Genomic DNA, 15,596 nt, shown 5'->3' with positions numbered 1-15,596 from the left:
CGCTGAGCGGCTTTCTGTGTTGCGATGCCCCCCTCACCCAACCCTCTCCCCCCAAGCGGGGGGAGAGGGCTTTTGGCCCCGCCGATGAAAAAGGCCCTCGTGATCGGCGGCGGGCTGCATGGCCTTTCCACCGCCCTGCACTTGGCCCGCACCCCCGGCTGGCAGGTCACGCTGCTCGAACGCCGCCATGTCGGGCGGCATTCCAGCGGGGTGAATGCGGGCGGCGTGCGGCGCCTGGGGCGCGCCTTGCCGGAGATCGCGCTGTCGGTCATCGCCGCCGAGATGTGGCACGGCATCACCGCCCTGGTCGGCGACGATTGCGGCTTCCGCGCCACCGGCCAGGTGAAGGTGGCCGAGAGCGCCGCCGATATGGCGAAGAACGAGGCCCGCGTCGCGCAGGTCCGCGCCCTCGGCTGGACGCATGAGGAGGTGGTGGACCAGGCCGAGGTGCGGCGCCTGCTGCCCGCCGTCTCCCCGCATGTGGTGGGTGCCATCGTCACGCGGGACGACGGCTCGGCGGACCCCATGCGCACCGTCATGGCGTTTCGGCGCGCCGCCGAACAGGCCGGCGTCGTGATCCATGAGGGCGTCGCCGTCACCGGCCTGGAACGCACGGCCGACGGCACCATCCGCGTCGCCACCGACCACCAGACATTCGAGGCGGAGCGCGTGGCGAATTGCGCCGGCGCCTGGGCGCCCGACCTCGCGGCGCTGGCCGGGGAGACCATCCCCTGCGGCACCAAGGCCAGCATGATGATCGTGACGGAGCGCCTGCCGCCCTTCGTCGACCCCACCGTGGGCGCCACGGCCCGAGCGCTCTCCTTCAAGCAGACCGCCGCCGGCACGGTGGTGATCGGCGGCGGCCACCAGGGCCGCAACGACAAGGCGGCCGAGACCTCCACCGTCCTTTTCGGCAGCCTGGCCCATGCCGCCCGCATCGCGGCCGAGATCTTCCCCTGCGTCGCCGGGGCCCGCATCGTCCGCAGCTGGACGGGGACGGAGGCGCGGCCGCCGGACGACATGCCGGTGATCGGCGAAAGCCGCAGCCTGCCCGGCCTGTTCCACTCCTTCGGCTTCTCCGGCCACGGCTTCCAGCTCTCGCCCGCCGCCGGCGCCGCGGTGGCGGAGCTGATGGCCCGCGGCGCCACCAACCTGCCGGTGGCCGCCTTCCACCAGGATCGCTTCACCGTTCCGGCTTGATGCGCGGCGCATGCTGGCGCAGGCTTCCGGGCGATGACGAAACCAGCCCTGGAATTGCGCGGCCTGCGCACGGAATTCCGCATCGGCGGCCGCTGGCACCCGGCCGTGCGCGACCTGTCGCTGACCCTGATGCCGAATGAGACCCTCGCGCTGGTGGGGGAAAGTGGTTGCGGCAAGTCGGTCACCGCGCTTTCCGTCATGGGGCTGGTGCAGCCGCCCTTCGGCCGGGTGGCGGCGGGGCAGATCCTGCTGGATGGGCGGGACCTCGCGGGCCTTTCGGACCAGGCGCTGGAATCCGTGCGCGGCGACCGCATGGCGATGATCTTCCAGGAACCGATGACCAGCCTGAACCCGGTGATGACCGTGGGCGACCAGGTGGCCGAGGTCCTGCGGATTCATCGTGGCATGGACCGCAAGGCGGCCCGCGCCCGCGCGAAGGAGCTGTTCGAGGAGGTGAAGATTCCCTCCGCCGCGCAGCGGCTGGACGAATATCCGCACCAGTTCTCGGGCGGCATGCGGCAGCGCGTGATGATCGCGATCGCCCTGGCCTGCGAGCCCGCCGTGCTGCTGGCGGATGAGCCGACCACGGCGCTGGACGTCACCATCCAGGCACAGGTGCTGGGGCTGTTGGCGGATCTGCGCGCGCGCTTCGGCATGGCGGTGCTGTTCATCACCCACAACCTCGGCGTGGTGGCGCAGATCGCGGACCGGGTCGCGGTGATGTATGCCGGCGAGATCGTCGAGCAGGGGCCGGTCGAGGCGATTTTCGCGAAGCCGCAGCATCCCTATACGCGGGCGCTGTTCTCCGCGATTCCGCGGCTGGATCAGCCGGGCCAGGCGCTCTCGGCCATTCCCGGCCGTGTGCCGCCGCTGGATGCCATGCCCGCCGGCTGCCGCTTCGCGCCGCGCTGCGGCCTGGCGCGCGCGGGCTGCGAGCAGGAACAGGTGCTGGCGCAGGTGGCACCCGCCCATGCCGCGCGCTGCCATGTCGCGACGGGAGAATTGGCGCATGCTTGATCCGGTGGGCCGCGTGGCCCTGATCACCGGTGGGTCCCGAGGGATCGGGCGTGAGGTGTTGCGCCGTCTGCATGGCTCCGGCTGGCTGATCAGCGCCGGCATCCGCAGCGCCGGCAAGCTGGTGGCGGGGCCGGACCTGATGCTGCATCGCTGGGATGCCGAGGATTCCGGCAGCGCCGAATCCTGGGTGGCCGCCACCATGGCCCGCTTCGGACGCATCGACGCGGTGGTGAACGCCGCCGGCATCAATCCGGTGGCGCGCCTGCTGGATGCCGATGAGACGCCGCATGACGCGATGTGGCAGGTGAACGTCAAGGCGCCGATGCGCGTGATCCGCGCCGCCTGGCCGCACCTGGTCGCCAGCGGGGAGGGCCGGGTGGTGAATCTTTCGTCACTCTCCGGCAAGCGCGTGGCAAACGAGAACCTCGGCTATGCCATGAGCAAGTTCGCCGTGGTGGCGCTGACTCAGGAAGTGCGGCGCCTGGGCTGGGAACACGGCATCCGCGCCACCGCCATCTGCCCCGGCTTCGTCGCCACCGAGATGACCATGGCCGCCAAATTCCCGCGCGAGGCGATGAGCCGGCCGGAAGACGTGGCGGCGCTGGTCGAGATGGTGCTGCGCCTGCCCAACACCGCCTCGGTGGGGGAGCTCAAGGTGAATTGTCGTTTCGAGGCCCTGTTGTGACGGCGACGCGACTGGTTGACCAGGACCGCCCCGCCCTCATCTTCACCGTCGATGGCGTGGAGGTCGCTGCGAAGCAGGGCGACACGCTGTTGACGGCGATGCTGACAGCCGGTCTCGGCCATGTCCGCACCAGCGAATTCGGGGATGGTGGCCGCGCCGGCTTCTGCTGGATGGGCGCCTGCCAGGATTGCTGGCTGGTGGTGGCGGGGAAGGGCGTGCGCCGTGCCTGCACGACATTGGTCGAACCCGGTATCGAGGTGATCAGGCGATGAAGGTTGTGGTTGTAGGCGCCGGCCCCGCCGGCATTCGCGCGGTGGAACAGCTGGTCCGCGCCGGCGTCACGCCGGTCTGGATCGACGAGGCGGCGGATGGCGGCGGCCGGATCACGCAGCGACCACCCGCCGGCTTCAGCCGCGGTGCCTCCGCCCTCTACGGCGCCGATGCCGGCCGCGCCAGGCGCCTGCATGCCACGCTGGATGCGCTGAAGCCGCGCACGGATTGGCGGCCGGATACGCTGGTCTGGAACATCCGCCCGGAAGACCGCGTGCTGCATACGCTGACGAATGGCGCGGCGCAGGATGAGGTGCATTACGACTCGCTGATCCTCTGCACCGGCGCGATGGACCGCGTGCTGCCGCTGCCGGGCTGGACGCTGCCGGGCGTGACCTCGCTCGGCGGTGCGCAGGTGGCGCTGAAGTCGCAGGGCGTGGGCGTCGGCGCCAACCCCGTGCTGATCGGCACCGGGCCGCTGCTGTGGCTGACGGCGCTGCAATATGCCAAGGCCGGCGCCAAGCCCGCCGCCGTGCTGGACACCACGGACCTTCTCACCAAGGCGCGCTTCGGCGCCGGCATGCTGTGGAACATCCCGACGCTGCTGCGCGGCATGGGCCTCTATGCCCAGCTCAAGCTGCGCGGCGTGAAGCTTTATGAGGATATCACGCCGCTGGCGATCGAGGGTGTGAACGGCGTCACCGCCGTGCACTGGCGCGACGCGGCCTGGAAGGAACATGTCACGCCCTGCGATGCCGTCGCCATGGGCTGGGGGCTGAAGCCGGAGGCGCAGCTCGCCGATCTCGCTGGCGTGCCCTTCGACTATGACGGCACGCAGCAGAACTGGGTGCCGCGCAAGGATGCGGCCGGGCGTTCGCCGGTGGCGGGCGTCTATCTCGCCGGCGACGGCGCAGGCATCGGCGGGGTGGATGTGGCGGAGCTGAGCGGGGCGCGTGCGGCGCTGGCCTTGCTGGCGGATGCGCATCTGCCCTCCGACATGGCGCTGAGCCATCACCTGGATGGCCGGCTGCGGACCGAGCGCCGCTTCCGTGCGGCGCTGGAACAGGCCTTTCCCTATCCGGCGCGCCTCGCCGCCCGGATGGAGGACAGCACCTCCGTCTGCCGCTGCGAGGTGATCACGGCGGGCGAGCTGCGCCGTGCCGCCGCGGCCGATGCGCCGGAGCTGAACCGCGCCAAGGCCTTCTCCCGCGTCGGGATGGGGCGCTGCCAGGGCCGGCTCTGCGGCACGCCGGCGGCCGCCGTTCTGGCGCGGGAGCTGCAGGTAGAGGTGCCGGAAGTCGGCCGGCTGCGTGGCCAGCCGCCGGTCAAGCCGGTGCCGCTGCAACAGGTGGATGGATGATCCAGGCCGATGTGCTGATCGTCGGTGGCGGCGGCGCGGGCTGTTCCGCGGCGCTGCACCTGGCGAAGCGTGGCGTGCGCGTGGTGCTGCTGGAGCGCGGCCTGGTCGGTGGCCAGGCCACGGGCGTGAACTACGGCGGCGTGCGCCAGCAGGGGCGTGACCCGGCCGGCCTGCCGCTGGCCCGCAAGTCGCGGGAGATCTGGTCGCGCATCACGGAACTGACCGGCGCGGATGTGGAATTCGATCCCTGCGGCCATCTGAAGCTGGCGCGCAGCGCGGCGGATGAGGCGGAGCTGCTGCGCTGGAATACGCTGGCGGCGGAGCATGGGCTGAAGCCGCGCATGATCGGCCGCAACGCGATCCGCGAGCACTACCCGCATTTCAGCGAGATCGTCATCGCCGGCAGCCTGATGGAGGAGGATGGCAGCGCCAATCCGCGCCTGTTGGCGCCGGCGCTGGCGCGTGCCGCGCGCGCGGCCGGTGCGGATATCCGCGAGCATCATGCGGTGACCTCGCTCGCGCATGACGGCCAGGAATTCGAGGTGGTGGCGAATGGCCAGCGCTTCACCGCGCCCTGGCTGCTGAACTGCGCCGGCTTCTGGGGCGGCGAGATCGCGCGGCGCTTCGGTGAGCCGGTGCCGATCGAGAAGCTGCACCCGAACATGCTGGTGACGGAGCCGCTGCCCTATTTCCTGCGCGAGAGCCTGGGCGTCGTCGGCGGCGATCTCTATCTGCGGCAGATCCCGCGCGGCAATGTCATCTTCGGCGGCGGACGGGGCGAGAGCGATGCCGGCATCACCTATACGCGGCCCCGCCCCGATGCGGCTTTTGGTGCGATGCAGCGCGCCATCGCGGTGATCCCGCGCCTGGCCGATGCGATGGTCATACGCAGCTGGACCGGCACGGATGGGGAGCTGCCGGACCATTTCCCGGTGCTAGGCCCCTCCGCCACCACGCCGGGCCTGCTGCATGCCTTCGGCTTCTGCGGCGAGGGCTTCCAGACAGGCCCCGCCGTCGGCGCGGTGCTGTCCGAACTGGTCATGGATGGCGCCACCGATATCCCGCTGGACGCCTTCGCGATCGGACGCTTCACGCCGGCGCAAATAGCGGTCTAAGCTCCCCGGCAAGGCAAACGGGGAATAATTTCATGCGGGGACTTCGGGCGGCGCTGCTTGGCAGCGCCTTGGCCGTGGCGTCGGCCATCGGGCTCAATGGCGCCGCATTGGCGCAAGGCCAGACGCTGCGCGTCGGCATGGCGGCGCAGGATGTCGGGCGACTGGATCCGCATTTCGCGGTCTCCACCATCGATCGCGTCGTCGTCGCCTGGATGTTCAACGGGCTGGTGCGCTTCAAGCCCGGCTCGATCAACCCGGCCGAGATCGAGCCGGATCTCGCCGAGCGCTGGGAGAGCAGCGCGGACGGCAAGACCTGGACCTTCCACCTGCGCCGCGGCGTGCAGTTCCATGGCGGCTTCGGCGAGCTGACGGCGGAAGATGTCGTCTTCTCGCTGCGCAAGGCCGGCACCGCCGCCACCAGCGCCTTCGCCGCCGACTACCGCGCGATCGAGAGCATCGAGGCGGTGGACAGCCACACCGTGCGCATCGTGCTGCGCGAGAATATCCCGAGCGTGCTCGGCATCCTCACCAACTATTCCGGCGGCTACATCGTCTCGAAGCGCGCGGTGGAGCAGCGCGGCGAGACCTTCGTGCGCAACCCGGTCGGCACCGGCCCCTTCGCGCTGGACCGCGTGACGCCGAACCAGTCGGCGGAGCTGGTGGCGCATGCGCAGTACTTCCGAGGCGCGCCGCAGATCGGCCGCATCAGCTACCGCTTCATCCCCTCCGACGCCTCGCGCGATCTCGCCTTCCAGAATCGCGAGCTGGATCTGAACTACGGACGCGCCGATCAGACCTGGGTGAACCGGACGCGGCAGGTGCCGAATACGGTGGTGGATGTTTTCGAGCCGGGTGAGCTCGCCATCATCAACCTCAACACGCAGCAGCCGCCCTTCAACGATATCCGCATCCGCCAGGCGATGGCGCATGCAGTGAACCGGGCGGAGCTGGTGCGCTTCCGCGGGCAGGACGTGTCGCGTGAGGGGCAGTCGCTGGTGCCGCGCGGCTATCTCGGCTTCAGCGCGGATAACGGGCTGCTGCCGGCCGATCCGGCGCGGGCGCGCGCGCTGCTGGCCGAGGCCGGGCACCCCAACGGCATCACCATCCGCGCCATCCACACGCAGCTGCCGGAGATGCTGAACATGATGCAGGTGGTGCAGCAGCAGCTGCGCCGCGCCGGCATCACGCTGGACCTGCAGGTGGTGGAACATGCGACCTTCCACCAGCAGATCCGCCAGGACCTGTCGCCGATGGTCTACTACTCCGCCGCGCGCTTCCCGGTGGCCGATATCTACCTGACGCAGTTCTTCCACGGCCGGTCGCGCGTGCGCACGCCGACGGCGGTGACGAATTTCTCGCATTGCGACCAGGCGGACAGCCAGATCGACGCGGCGCGCGTCAGCACGGATGTGGAGGAGCAGAAGCGCCTCTGGGCGGAGGCGCAGCGCATCCTGGTGCAGAATGTCTGTGGCGTGCCGCTGATCGAGACGCTGCTGGTCTTCGCGCGGCGGGACAACCTGGACTATGGCTATGAGCTGAAAGGCTCGATGAGCCTGGGGCCGCTGATCACCGAAGCCTCGCGGCTGCGGTGAGGCACGAAACCCCCACCCCGACCCTCCCCCGCGAAGCGGGGGAGGGGGAAGAGCGGCACTGCTCCCTCTCCCGCTTGCGGGGGAGGGTTGGGGTGGGGGCAGTGCCATGACCGGCTTCGTCCTCCGCCGCCTGCTCGCCGCGATCCCGACGCTGATCGCGGTGCTGACGCTGGTCTTCATCATCGTCCGCATCGTGCCCGGCGATCCCGCGCTGGTGATCCTGGGCGACCAGGCGACGCCGGAGGCGGTGGCCGCGCTGCGCACGCGGCTCGGGCTCGATCGCTCGCTCTGGGCGCAGTATTTCAGCTTCATCACCAGCGCGCTGATGGGCGATTTCGGCGTCTCCATGGTCACCGGGCGGTCCATCATGGCGGAGGTCGCGGCGGTGCTGCCGCATACCATCGACCTGACGCTCGCCTCCATGGTCTTCGGCATCGTCATCGGCGTGCCGGTCGGCATCTGGGCGGCGCTGCATCGCAATGGCGTGGTGGATGTGGCGGCGCGGGTGCTGTCGCTGCTCGGCCTGTCCTTCCCGGTCTTCGTCTCCGGCATCTTTCTGCTGCTGGCCTTCGCGCTGCATTGGCGCTGGTTTCCGGTGATCGGCAGTGCGGATCTCGGCGATTATGGCGACCGGCTGCACAAGCTGGTGCTGCCGACCGTGGCGCTCGGCCTGGTGATGGCGGCCTACATCACGCGGGTGACGCGCAGCGCCATGCTGGCCTCGCTGGGTGAGGACTATATCCGCACCGCCCGCGCCAAGGGCGTGCCCTGGCGGCGCGTGGTCTGGGTGCATGGGCTGCGCAACGCCTCCATCCCCATCGTCACCGTGGTGGGGCTCTATGTCGGCATCCTGCTGGGTAATTCCGTGCTGACCGAGATCGTCTTCAACCGGCCGGGATTAGGAAAAATCATCGTCGGCGCGCTGAATCAGCGGGACTACACGATGCTGCAGGGGTTGATGGTGATCTACTGCTTCCTGATCGTCGTGGTGAATCTCATCACCGACCTGCTCTATGGCGTGATCGACCCGCGGGTGAAGGCGGAATGAGCACCACCTCCGAACTCGTCGCGCCGCCGGCGCCCGCGGGCTGGAAGCGCGCCCTGGCCAAGGCGCGCAGCAATCCGACCACGGCGGTGGGCGTGGTGATCTGCCTGCTGATCATGGCGGCCGCGATCTTCGCGCCCTGGCTCGCGCCCTATGACCCGGCGGAGCAGGACATCTTCAACCGGCTGCAGCCGCCCTCGGCGGAGTTCTGGCTTGGCACCGACCAGTTCGGCCGGGACATTCTCTCGCGGCTGATGTGGGGCGGGCAGATCTCGCTGACCGTCTCGCTCGGTGCGATCTTCGCCGCCGCCATCATCGGCGGCGCCATCGGCCTGGTCTCCGGCTATATCGGCGGCAAGTTCGACCTCTTCGTGATGCAGGTGATGGACGTGCTGCTGTCCTTCCCCTCGCTGATCCTTGGATTGATCGTCGTGGCGCTGCTGGGGCCGGAGCTGATCAACCTCGTGGTGGCCATCGCGCTGACGGCGGTCGCGCCCTTCGCCCGCGTCGCCCGCGCGCCGACCATGGCGCTGAAGGAACGCGCCTTTGTCGAGGCCGGCCGGGCGCTGGGCTTCAGCCATTCGCGCGTGCTGTTCCGCCACATCCTGCCGAACATTCTGTCGGAGGTGATGGTGATGGGCACGCTGTGGCTCGCCACCGCCGTGCGTGTCGAGGCCTCGCTCTCCTTCATCGGCCTCGGCGTGAAGCCGCCGACGGCGACCTGGGGCGGCATGACCCGCGACGGCTTCGAGAACATCCTGGATGCGCCCTGGCTCGCCGTGTTTCCGGGCCTCGCCATCCTGCTATTGGTATTGGGGCTGAACATGGTGGGCGACGGCCTGCGCGACGCGACCGACCCGAAGCTGCGCAATGAGTGAGCCCGTCCTCGTTGTTGATGGGCTGCGAAAACACTTCGTGGCGAAGAAGGGTTTCCCGAAGCCGCGCACGGTGCGCGTGCGCGCGGTGGAGGACATCTCCTTCACCATCAGGGCCGGCGAGGCTTTCGGCCTGGTCGGCGAATCCGGCTGCGGCAAGTCCACGGCGGCGCGCGCGCTGCTGCGGCTGATCGAGCCGGATGCCGGCACCGTCACCTGGAAGGGGGAGAATGTCCTCGCCGCCAAGGGTGCAGCGCTCAAGGCGCTGCGGCGGCGCATGCAGATCGTCTTCCAGGACCCCTATTCCTCGCTCGATCCGCGCCAGTCCATCGGCGATGCGCTGATGGAGCCGATGCGCGTGCATGGCCTGGCCGAGGGCCGGGAGGCGCGCCGTCGCGCCGCCGCGCTTCTGGAGGAGGTGGGCCTGCCGCCCGCGGCGCTGGATCGCTTCCCGCATGAATTCAGCGGCGGCCAGCGCCAGCGCATCGGCATCGCGCGTGCGCTGACGGTGGAGCCGGAGCTGATCGTGGCGGATGAGCCCGTCTCCGCGCTCGATGTCTCCGTGCAGGCGCAGGTGCTTCTGCTGATGCAGGACCTGCGCAAGCGCCGCGGCCTGTCCTTCCTCTTCGTCAGCCATGATCTTTCCGTCGTGCGCTGGTTCTGCGACCGCGTCGCCGTGATGTATCTCGGCCGCATCGTCGAGGAGGGGCCGGCCGGCCGCGTTCTGGCCGAGCCGCTGCACCCCTATGCGCAGATGCTGCGCGACGCCTCGCCGATTCCGGATCCGTCACGCCGCGGCGTGCTGCCGCGCATCATCGGCGAAATCCCCTCCGCCGCGAATCCGCCGCCCGGCTGCCCCTTCCACCCGCGCTGCATCCACGCCATGCCGCAATGCTCCACGCAGATGCCGGCCTGGACGCCGGCGGCAGGCGACAACCAGGGCGGTGTCGCCTGCCACCTGCACGGCTGATCAGGCCTCCAGAAAACCCTCCAGCACGATCTTGCCGCGAGAGGTCGTGCTCTCGATCGCCGCATGGGCGCGGCGCAGGTTGGCGGCGGTGATCGCCCCAAAGTGCTCGCCGAGGGTGGTGCGCAGCGTGCCGGCCTCCAGCATGCGGCTGACCTCCACCAGCAGGTCGTGCTGGGCCTGCATGTCCGGCGTCTTGTGCATCGGGCGGGCGAACATCAGCTCCCAGTGCAGCGAGGCCGCCTTGGTCTTCAGCATGCGGATATCGGGCGGCGACTTCGGGTCGTCGATCAGGCAGATGGCGCCCTGCGGCGCGATGATCTCGCAGATCGCGGCCCAATGCGCCTCGGTATGCGTGGTGACGAAGATGGCGGAGACGGGCACGCCCAGCGCCTTGGCCTGCGCCACCAGGTCGCCCGAATGGTCCAGCACGTCCTGCGCGCCCATCTGCCGCGCCCAGTCCATTGTCTCCTTCCGGCTGGCGGTGGCGACCACGCGCAGGCCCGTCAGCTGGCGTGCGAGCTGCACGGCGATGGAGCCGACGCCACCGGCGCCGCCGATGATCAGCACCGCCTCCTCCCGCGGCGTGGTGCCGCGCGGGATGCGCAGGCGGTCGAACAGCGCCTCCCAGGCCGTGATGGCCGTCAGCGGCACGGCGGCGGCCTCAGCGAAAGAGAGTTTTCCCGGTTTTGGGCCGACGATGCGCTCGTCCACCAGATGCAGTTCCGCGTTGGTGCCGGGGCGGGTGATGTCGCCGGCGTAGAAGACCGCGTCGCCGGGGCGGAACAGCGTGACGTCGGGCCCCACGGCGCGCACCACGCCGGCGGCGTCGTAGCCCAGCAGCTTGGGCGTGCCGCCGGGGTCGGCGCGCATCCGCACCTTCGCATCCACCGGATTCACGGAGATGGCGCGCACCTCCACCAGCAGGTCACGGCCGGTGGGCGGCGCCGGGTCGGGCAGGGTGACGTCGACCAGGCAGTCCGGGTCGCTGGAGGGCAGGCTTTTCGTATAGGCCACGGCGCGCATCTTGAGGTCTCCTGTGCTGGCGCGGGAGATGGCGCCGATGGCCGCCTCTGACGAGTCCCCTCAGTCCACGCTGGCGCCGGAAAGCTGCACCGCGCGCTGCCACTTGCGCAGCTCCGCCGCATGGAAGGCCGTGGTCGCTGCCGCATCCGTGCCGATGACGGTGGCGCCCAGCTCCTGCAGCCGCTCCCGCACCTGCGGCCGGGCGAGGGAGGTCTGCATCTCCGCCGACAGCTTCTGCACAATGGGCGCCGGCGTGCCGGTGGGGGCGAAGACGATCACCCAGGCCGCGGCATCGAAGCCCGGCACCGTCTCCGCCACCGAGGGCACGTCGGGCAGCTTCGCCGCCCGTTCGCCGGAGGTCACGGCGATGGCGCGCAGCTGGCCGGCGGAGAGGAAGCCGGGCAGGGAGGGCAGGCCCTCGATCGCCACCTGCACCTCGCCCTGCATCACCGCCTGGATGGCGGGCGAGCCGCCGCGGAAGGGGATATGCGTCATCTCGATGCCGGTCGCCGCGCGCACCAGCTCGAAGGCCAGGTGGCTGGTCGATCCGGCGCCGGAGGTCGCGTAGTTCAGCGCGCCGGGCCGCGCCTTCGCCGCCTGCACCAGGTCCGCCAGGCTGCGGATCGGGCTGGCGGGGTTCACCACCATCACCTGGGGGAAGGAGACGAGGTGGCTGACCGCCACGAAGTCCTCGACCTTGTAGGGCAGGGTGCGGAACAGGAAGGGGTTGATGCCCATGGTGCCGGGCGAGCCGACCAGCAGCGTATAGCCATCGGCGCGGGACCGGGCGACGACCTCCGTGCCGATATTGCCGGAGGCGCCGGTGCGGTTCTCGACGATGAACTGGGTGCCGATCCGCTCCGACAGATCCTGCGCCACCAGGCGGATCACCACATCCACGGCGGAGCCGGCGGCGAAGGGGTTCACGCAGCGCACCGGGCGGTCCGGATAGGTCTGCGCCCGCGCGGAGAGCGCCGGCAGGGCGAGACCGGCGGCGAGCAGGCTGCGGCGTGCGAGCATCGAGAGCACCTTTTGTGACCACTGGGATACAACGACAAGCCGAGTGGACCCTCCTGTCAAGCCGCGGATTGGCAGGCGGCGCCCTGCGCGCCATACCGATGGCATGCAAAGCTTCGATGTGGTGGTGGCCGGCGCCGGGGCGGCCGGCATGGTGGCGGCGCTGGCGGCGGCGAATCAGGGCGCGCGCGTGGCGCTGCTGGAACGCGATCTGGCGGCGCCGACCACACTCTCCGTCTCCGGCGGGTTGATCTCGGCGGCGGGCACGCGCTGGCAGGCGGAAGCGGGGGAGCAGGATTCGCCGCAACAATTCGCCGCCGATGTACGGGCGAAAAGCGGCTCGGCGGTGGATGCGGTGCTGCTGGCCGCGGTGACTCAGGGCGCGGCGGAGGCGGTGGATTTCCTGGCCGATGTGGCGGGGCTGCCGATCCATCTGCACACGGCGTCGCGCTGGCCCGGCCATTCGGCGACGCGGCTGCATGCGACGCCGGCCGAGAGCGGCGCGGAATTGCAGGCGCTGCTGCGTCAGGCCGTCGCACGCCAGCCCCGCATTCTTGTTCGTGACGGCGTGGTGGTGACGGGGCTGCGGGCGGCGGGCGTTTCGACCAGCGCGGGCGAGATCGGCGCCGGCGCCATCGTGCTGGCCACCGGCGGCTTCGGCGGGGCGCCGGAGCTGGTGGCGCGCCATTGCCCCGAAGCGGCGCGCGCGGTGCATGTCGGCGGCAGCCATGCCGATGGCGCCGGCATCGGCTGGGCGGCGGCGCTGGGGGCGGAGCTGCTCTGCATGGATGCCTATCAGGGCCAGCCGCATGTCTCGCCGCATGTGATCGCGGGCGTGCGGCCGCGCTTCGGCGCCGCGCTGCCCGCGCTGGGGGCCGTGCTGGTGAACCGGCTGGGGCAGCGTTTCGTGGCGGAGGATATCGGCCCCTCCGAACTCACGGCGCATCTGCTGGCACAGTCCGAGGGAAGGGCGGTGGAGATCTGGGGGGAGGCGGCGCAGCAGGCGGCGCTGGCGGGCGGCCCCTTCCGGCGCGCGGTGGAACTCGGCGCTGTCGCGCGCTGCGCCGATCTTGCCGAACTTGCCGCGCGCTTCGGCCTGCCGGAGGTGGCGCTGGCCGCAAGCCTGGCGGGGCCGGATGGCTTCGGCCGGCGCCGCTGGGACCCGCTGGTCGCCCCCTTCTACGCGGCCGAGGTCACCGGTGCCCTGGCGCATACCCAGGGCGGCGTGCGGGTGGATGCGGATGCGCGGGTGCTGCGCGCCGATGGCAGCGCGATTCCAAACCTTTTTGCCGCCGGCGGCGTGGCCTGCGGCATTTCGGGCCGGGGTGCGGCCGGCTATGTGCCGGGCAATGGGCTGGCGCAGTCCTTCGCGCTCGGCCTGCGCGCCGGCCGCGCGGCGGCGCGCGGATGATCGAGAGCCCCTGCAACAAGGTCTGCGAGATCGACACGGCCACCGGCCTGTGCCGCGGCTGCGGCCGCACGACGCTCGAGATCGCCGTCTGGACGCAGCTTTCCCCTGCCGCCCGCCGCGCCCTGATGCAGCAGCTGCCGGTGCGCCTCAAGCTGCTGGACAAGGCATGACGCGCTTCATCGCCAATGCCCGCATGTATGCCGTGGCGCCGGAGGCCGAGGCCGCCTGGCAGGCGCTGATCGCCCATGTGGCGGCGGAAGCCGAGGTGCCGCTGGACTACGAGCCCTATCCCGCGCCGCAGCCGCTGGAGGTGCTGTGGCGCCGCCCGGACCTCGGCCTGGTGCAGATGTGCGGCTATCCGATCGCGCTGCGGATCGCCGATGTGGTGCCGATCGCGGCCCCCATCCCGGCGCTGGACTGGGCGCAGGGCCGCGCCGCCTATCGCTCCGACCTGATCGTGCGGGCCGACAGCCCCTTCACCTGCCTGGCCGATACCTTCGGGCACCGCATCGGCTGGACCGTGGCGCATTCCCATTCCGGCTTCAACGCGCTGCGCCACCACCTGCTGCCGCATCGCCGGGCGGATGGCGCGCCGCTGTATCGCGAAAGTGTCGGCGAGCTGGTTACGGCGCGCGCCGTGCTGGATGCGGTGCTGGCGGGGCGGATTGAGGTGGGACCGCTCGATGCCTATTGGCACGCGCTGATCGCGCGCTACCGGCCGGAGATGACCGCCGGCATCCGGGTGCTGGAGAGCACGGCGCTGGCGCCCATGCCGGCCTTCGTCGCCGCCCCCGCCCTGCCGGCCGAGGCCGTGGCGCGGCTGCGGCAGGCTTTCGCCACCGCGGCCACGCGCCCCTGGTTCGCGGAACACGCGGCGGCGTTGCGCCTCGCCGGCTTCGCGCCGGTGACGCAGGCGGATTTTGCCAGGACGCTGGAATGGGACCGGGCGGCGGTGGCCGCGGGCTATCCCATCCCGGGGTGAGGCTCAGGCGGCGCTGATGTTGAAGCGGCGGATGATCTCGGCGTAGCGCGCCGCATCCTCCCGGATCGCGGCCTGCAGCACCTCCGGCGCCTCATCCGTCGGCTCGACGCCGAGGGCGGCCAGGCGGGCGGCCAGGTCCGGCCGCTTCACCGCCTCCCGGCTTGCGGCATTCAGCCGGGCGATGATCGCGGGATCCGTGCCCGCGGGGGCGAGCAGCCCGTGCCAGCCCACGGCGGTCAACTCGGGAAAGCCCAGTTCGCGCAGCGTGGGCACATCGGGCAGGGCGGCGGCGCGGGCCTCGGGGCTGACCATCAGGGCCTTCAGGCGGCCGCCGCGCACATGGTCCGTCACCGCGCCGATATTGATCATCACGCCCTGCAACTGGCCGGCCATCAGGTCGTTCACCGCCAGCGCGCCGCCGCGATAGGGCACATGGGTCCAGGCGCCGCCGGAGGCCCGTGACAGCTGCTCCACCAGCAGATGCGCCAGCTGGCCGTGGCCCGGCGTGCCGATGGCGGGCGGCCGGCGCCGGCTGGCGGCGAACCAGGTGGCGAAATCCGGCGCCGGGTCATCCGCCCGCACCACCAGGATCTGCGGCACGCGCACCGTGCGGTGGATGGCCGCGAAATCCAGTGGATCGAAGCCCAGCCGCGGCGTCAGCGCGCCGGTGATGGACAGGGTATCGGCGCCGGCCAGCAAGGTGTTGCCATCCGCCGCCGCGCGTGCCGCCGCCGCATAGCCGATATTGGACCCGCCACCGGCCAGGTTCTCCACCTGCACCGGCTGGCCAAGGATTTCGGTCAGGGCGCGGGCGGAATGGCGGGCGACGATGTCCTGGCTGCCGCCGGGCGCGACCGGGACGATCAGCCGGATCGGCCGGTCCGGCCAGGCGCTGGCGCGGGCGAGGCGGGGCGCGGCGAGCAGGCCGGCGGCGAGTGCGAGAAGCGGACGGCGCGCGATCTGCGGCATGACGGGATCCCCAGCCGGCAACCCACGCCGGCTGGCGGTAAATACGTGGTGGAATTGCGGATTGC

Annotated in this window: 16 protein-coding genes; 13 read left to right on the top strand and 3 right to left on the bottom strand. The window is 71.0% G+C overall.

The genetic code is table 11. The features are described from left to right. Window positions 1–84 precede the first annotated feature (84 nt). The 10 genes from ACTIF1_RS14370 to ACTIF1_RS14325 all read left to right on the top strand — a co-directional run bounded on the left by ACTIF1_RS14370 (window position 85) and on the right by ACTIF1_RS14325 (window position 10,129). On the top strand, window positions 85–1,200 hold the full coding sequence (locus tag ACTIF1_RS14370; protein ID WP_439597124.1) for an NAD(P)/FAD-dependent oxidoreductase: 1,116 nt from the start codon (window positions 85–87) through the stop codon (window positions 1,198–1,200). Between the two features lie 33 nt (window positions 1,201–1,233). Next, window positions 1,234–2,217 (top strand): ABC transporter ATP-binding protein, encoded by a 984-nt coding sequence (locus tag ACTIF1_RS14365; protein ID WP_439597123.1) that lies wholly within the window; start codon window positions 1,234–1,236, stop codon window positions 2,215–2,217. After that, on the top strand, window positions 2,210–2,902 hold the full coding sequence (locus tag ACTIF1_RS14360; protein ID WP_439597122.1) for an SDR family NAD(P)-dependent oxidoreductase: 693 nt from the start codon (window positions 2,210–2,212) through the stop codon (window positions 2,900–2,902). Before ACTIF1_RS14365 ends, ACTIF1_RS14360 begins: the two co-directional genes overlap by 8 nt. Beyond that, window positions 2,899–3,174, top strand: coding sequence for a (2Fe-2S)-binding protein (locus ACTIF1_RS14355; protein ID WP_439597121.1), 276 nt, complete (start codon window positions 2,899–2,901; stop codon window positions 3,172–3,174). The genes ACTIF1_RS14360 and ACTIF1_RS14355 overlap by 4 nt, the downstream gene beginning before the upstream one ends. After that, the gene (locus ACTIF1_RS14350; RefSeq protein ID WP_439597120.1) at window positions 3,171–4,532 is read left to right on the top strand and encodes an FAD-dependent oxidoreductase; all 1,362 of its coding nucleotides are present in this window, start codon (window positions 3,171–3,173) and stop codon (window positions 4,530–4,532) included. The genes ACTIF1_RS14355 and ACTIF1_RS14350 overlap by 4 nt, the downstream gene beginning before the upstream one ends. Next, the gene (locus tag ACTIF1_RS14345; protein WP_439597119.1) at window positions 4,529–5,647 is read left to right on the top strand and encodes an NAD(P)/FAD-dependent oxidoreductase; all 1,119 of its coding nucleotides are present in this window, start codon (window positions 4,529–4,531) and stop codon (window positions 5,645–5,647) included. The genes ACTIF1_RS14350 and ACTIF1_RS14345 overlap by 4 nt, the downstream gene beginning before the upstream one ends. 32 nt (window positions 5,648–5,679) lie before the next feature. Beyond that, a complete protein-coding gene (locus ACTIF1_RS14340; RefSeq protein ID WP_439597118.1) occupies window positions 5,680–7,239 on the top strand; it encodes an ABC transporter substrate-binding protein in 1,560 nt (519 codons plus the stop codon). A 106-nt stretch (window positions 7,240–7,345) separates the two neighbouring features. Further along, window positions 7,346–8,287, top strand: coding sequence for an ABC transporter permease (locus ACTIF1_RS14335; protein ID WP_439597117.1), 942 nt, complete (start codon window positions 7,346–7,348; stop codon window positions 8,285–8,287). Beyond that, window positions 8,284–9,162, top strand: coding sequence for an ABC transporter permease (locus ACTIF1_RS14330; RefSeq protein WP_439597116.1), 879 nt, complete (start codon window positions 8,284–8,286; stop codon window positions 9,160–9,162). Before ACTIF1_RS14335 ends, ACTIF1_RS14330 begins: the two co-directional genes overlap by 4 nt. Then, window positions 9,155–10,129 (top strand): ABC transporter ATP-binding protein, encoded by a 975-nt coding sequence (locus ACTIF1_RS14325; protein WP_439597115.1) that lies wholly within the window; start codon window positions 9,155–9,157, stop codon window positions 10,127–10,129. The genes ACTIF1_RS14330 and ACTIF1_RS14325 overlap by 8 nt, the downstream gene beginning before the upstream one ends. Here the strand turns inward: ACTIF1_RS14325 and ACTIF1_RS14320 are convergent, their stop codons facing one another. Beyond that, window positions 10,130–11,152 carry a zinc-binding alcohol dehydrogenase family protein gene (locus ACTIF1_RS14320; RefSeq protein ID WP_439597114.1) on the bottom strand — a complete coding sequence of 341 codons (1,023 nt, stop codon included), beginning with the start codon at window positions 11,150–11,152 and terminating at the stop codon, window positions 10,130–10,132. 60 nt (window positions 11,153–11,212) lie between these two features. Further along, on the bottom strand, window positions 11,213–12,172 hold the full coding sequence (locus ACTIF1_RS14315) for a Bug family tripartite tricarboxylate transporter substrate binding protein (protein WP_439597113.1): 960 nt from the start codon (window positions 12,170–12,172) through the stop codon (window positions 11,213–11,215). Between the two features lie 103 nt (window positions 12,173–12,275). Here ACTIF1_RS14315 and ACTIF1_RS14310 point away from each other — a divergent pair, with 103 nt between their 5' ends. The 3 genes from ACTIF1_RS14310 to ACTIF1_RS14300 are packed head-to-tail and all read left to right on the top strand — an operon-like array spanning window position 12,276 to window position 14,562. Next, on the top strand, window positions 12,276–13,580 hold the full coding sequence (locus tag ACTIF1_RS14310) for an FAD-dependent oxidoreductase (RefSeq protein ID WP_439597112.1): 1,305 nt from the start codon (window positions 12,276–12,278) through the stop codon (window positions 13,578–13,580). Next, a complete protein-coding gene (locus ACTIF1_RS14305; protein ID WP_439597111.1) occupies window positions 13,577–13,750 on the top strand; it encodes a DUF1289 domain-containing protein in 174 nt (57 codons plus the stop codon). The genes ACTIF1_RS14310 and ACTIF1_RS14305 overlap by 4 nt, the downstream gene beginning before the upstream one ends. Beyond that, complete coding sequence (locus tag ACTIF1_RS14300) at window positions 13,747–14,562, top strand: phosphate/phosphite/phosphonate ABC transporter substrate-binding protein (RefSeq protein WP_439597110.1); 816 nt, start codon at window positions 13,747–13,749, stop codon at window positions 14,560–14,562. Before ACTIF1_RS14305 ends, ACTIF1_RS14300 begins: the two co-directional genes overlap by 4 nt. Window positions 14,563–14,565: 3 nt before the next feature. Here ACTIF1_RS14300 and ACTIF1_RS14295 read toward each other — a convergent pair whose 3' ends face one another. Beyond that, window positions 14,566–15,531, bottom strand: a complete 966-nt coding sequence (locus tag ACTIF1_RS14295) for a Bug family tripartite tricarboxylate transporter substrate binding protein (RefSeq protein ID WP_439597109.1) — start codon at window positions 15,529–15,531, stop codon at window positions 14,566–14,568. Window positions 15,532–15,596: the final 65 nt, after the last annotated feature.

It is taken from the genome of Falsiroseomonas sp. (assembly GCF_051860665.1).
Lineage (GTDB): Bacteria > Pseudomonadota > Alphaproteobacteria > Acetobacterales > Acetobacteraceae > Falsiroseomonas.
Note: the sequence above shows the minus strand (reverse complement) of the source record. Positions and strands in the feature narration are given on the sequence as shown.

What these genes read in the sequence shown, in the direction of transcription:
- ACTIF1_RS14370 (WP_439597124.1), top strand. Translation starts at nt 85, where the DNA reads ATGAAAAAGGCCCTCGTGATCGGCGGCGGGCTGCATGGCCTTTCCACC.
- ACTIF1_RS14365 (WP_439597123.1), top strand. Translation starts at nt 1,234, where the DNA reads ATGACGAAACCAGCCCTGGAATTGCGCGGCCTGCGCACGGAATTCCGC.
- ACTIF1_RS14360 (WP_439597122.1), top strand. Translation starts at nt 2,210, where the DNA reads ATGCTTGATCCGGTGGGCCGCGTGGCCCTGATCACCGGTGGGTCCCGA.
- ACTIF1_RS14350 (WP_439597120.1), top strand. Translation starts at nt 3,171, where the DNA reads ATGAAGGTTGTGGTTGTAGGCGCCGGCCCCGCCGGCATTCGCGCGGTG.
- ACTIF1_RS14345 (WP_439597119.1), top strand. Translation starts at nt 4,529, where the DNA reads ATGATCCAGGCCGATGTGCTGATCGTCGGTGGCGGCGGCGCGGGCTGT.
- ACTIF1_RS14340 (WP_439597118.1), top strand. Translation starts at nt 5,680, where the DNA reads ATGCGGGGACTTCGGGCGGCGCTGCTTGGCAGCGCCTTGGCCGTGGCG.
- ACTIF1_RS14335 (WP_439597117.1), top strand. Translation starts at nt 7,346, where the DNA reads ATGACCGGCTTCGTCCTCCGCCGCCTGCTCGCCGCGATCCCGACGCTG.
- ACTIF1_RS14330 (WP_439597116.1), top strand. Translation starts at nt 8,284, where the DNA reads ATGAGCACCACCTCCGAACTCGTCGCGCCGCCGGCGCCCGCGGGCTGG.
- ACTIF1_RS14325 (WP_439597115.1), top strand. Translation starts at nt 9,155, where the DNA reads ATGAGTGAGCCCGTCCTCGTTGTTGATGGGCTGCGAAAACACTTCGTG.
- ACTIF1_RS14320 (WP_439597114.1), bottom strand. Translation starts at nt 11,152, where the DNA reads ATGCGCGCCGTGGCCTATACGAAAAGCCTGCCCTCCAGCGACCCGGAC.
- ACTIF1_RS14315 (WP_439597113.1), bottom strand. Translation starts at nt 12,172, where the DNA reads ATGCTCGCACGCCGCAGCCTGCTCGCCGCCGGTCTCGCCCTGCCGGCG.
- ACTIF1_RS14310 (WP_439597112.1), top strand. Translation starts at nt 12,276, where the DNA reads ATGCAAAGCTTCGATGTGGTGGTGGCCGGCGCCGGGGCGGCCGGCATG.
- ACTIF1_RS14305 (WP_439597111.1), top strand. Translation starts at nt 13,577, where the DNA reads ATGATCGAGAGCCCCTGCAACAAGGTCTGCGAGATCGACACGGCCACC.
- ACTIF1_RS14300 (WP_439597110.1), top strand. Translation starts at nt 13,747, where the DNA reads ATGACGCGCTTCATCGCCAATGCCCGCATGTATGCCGTGGCGCCGGAG.
- ACTIF1_RS14295 (WP_439597109.1), bottom strand. Translation starts at nt 15,531, where the DNA reads ATGCCGCAGATCGCGCGCCGTCCGCTTCTCGCACTCGCCGCCGGCCTG.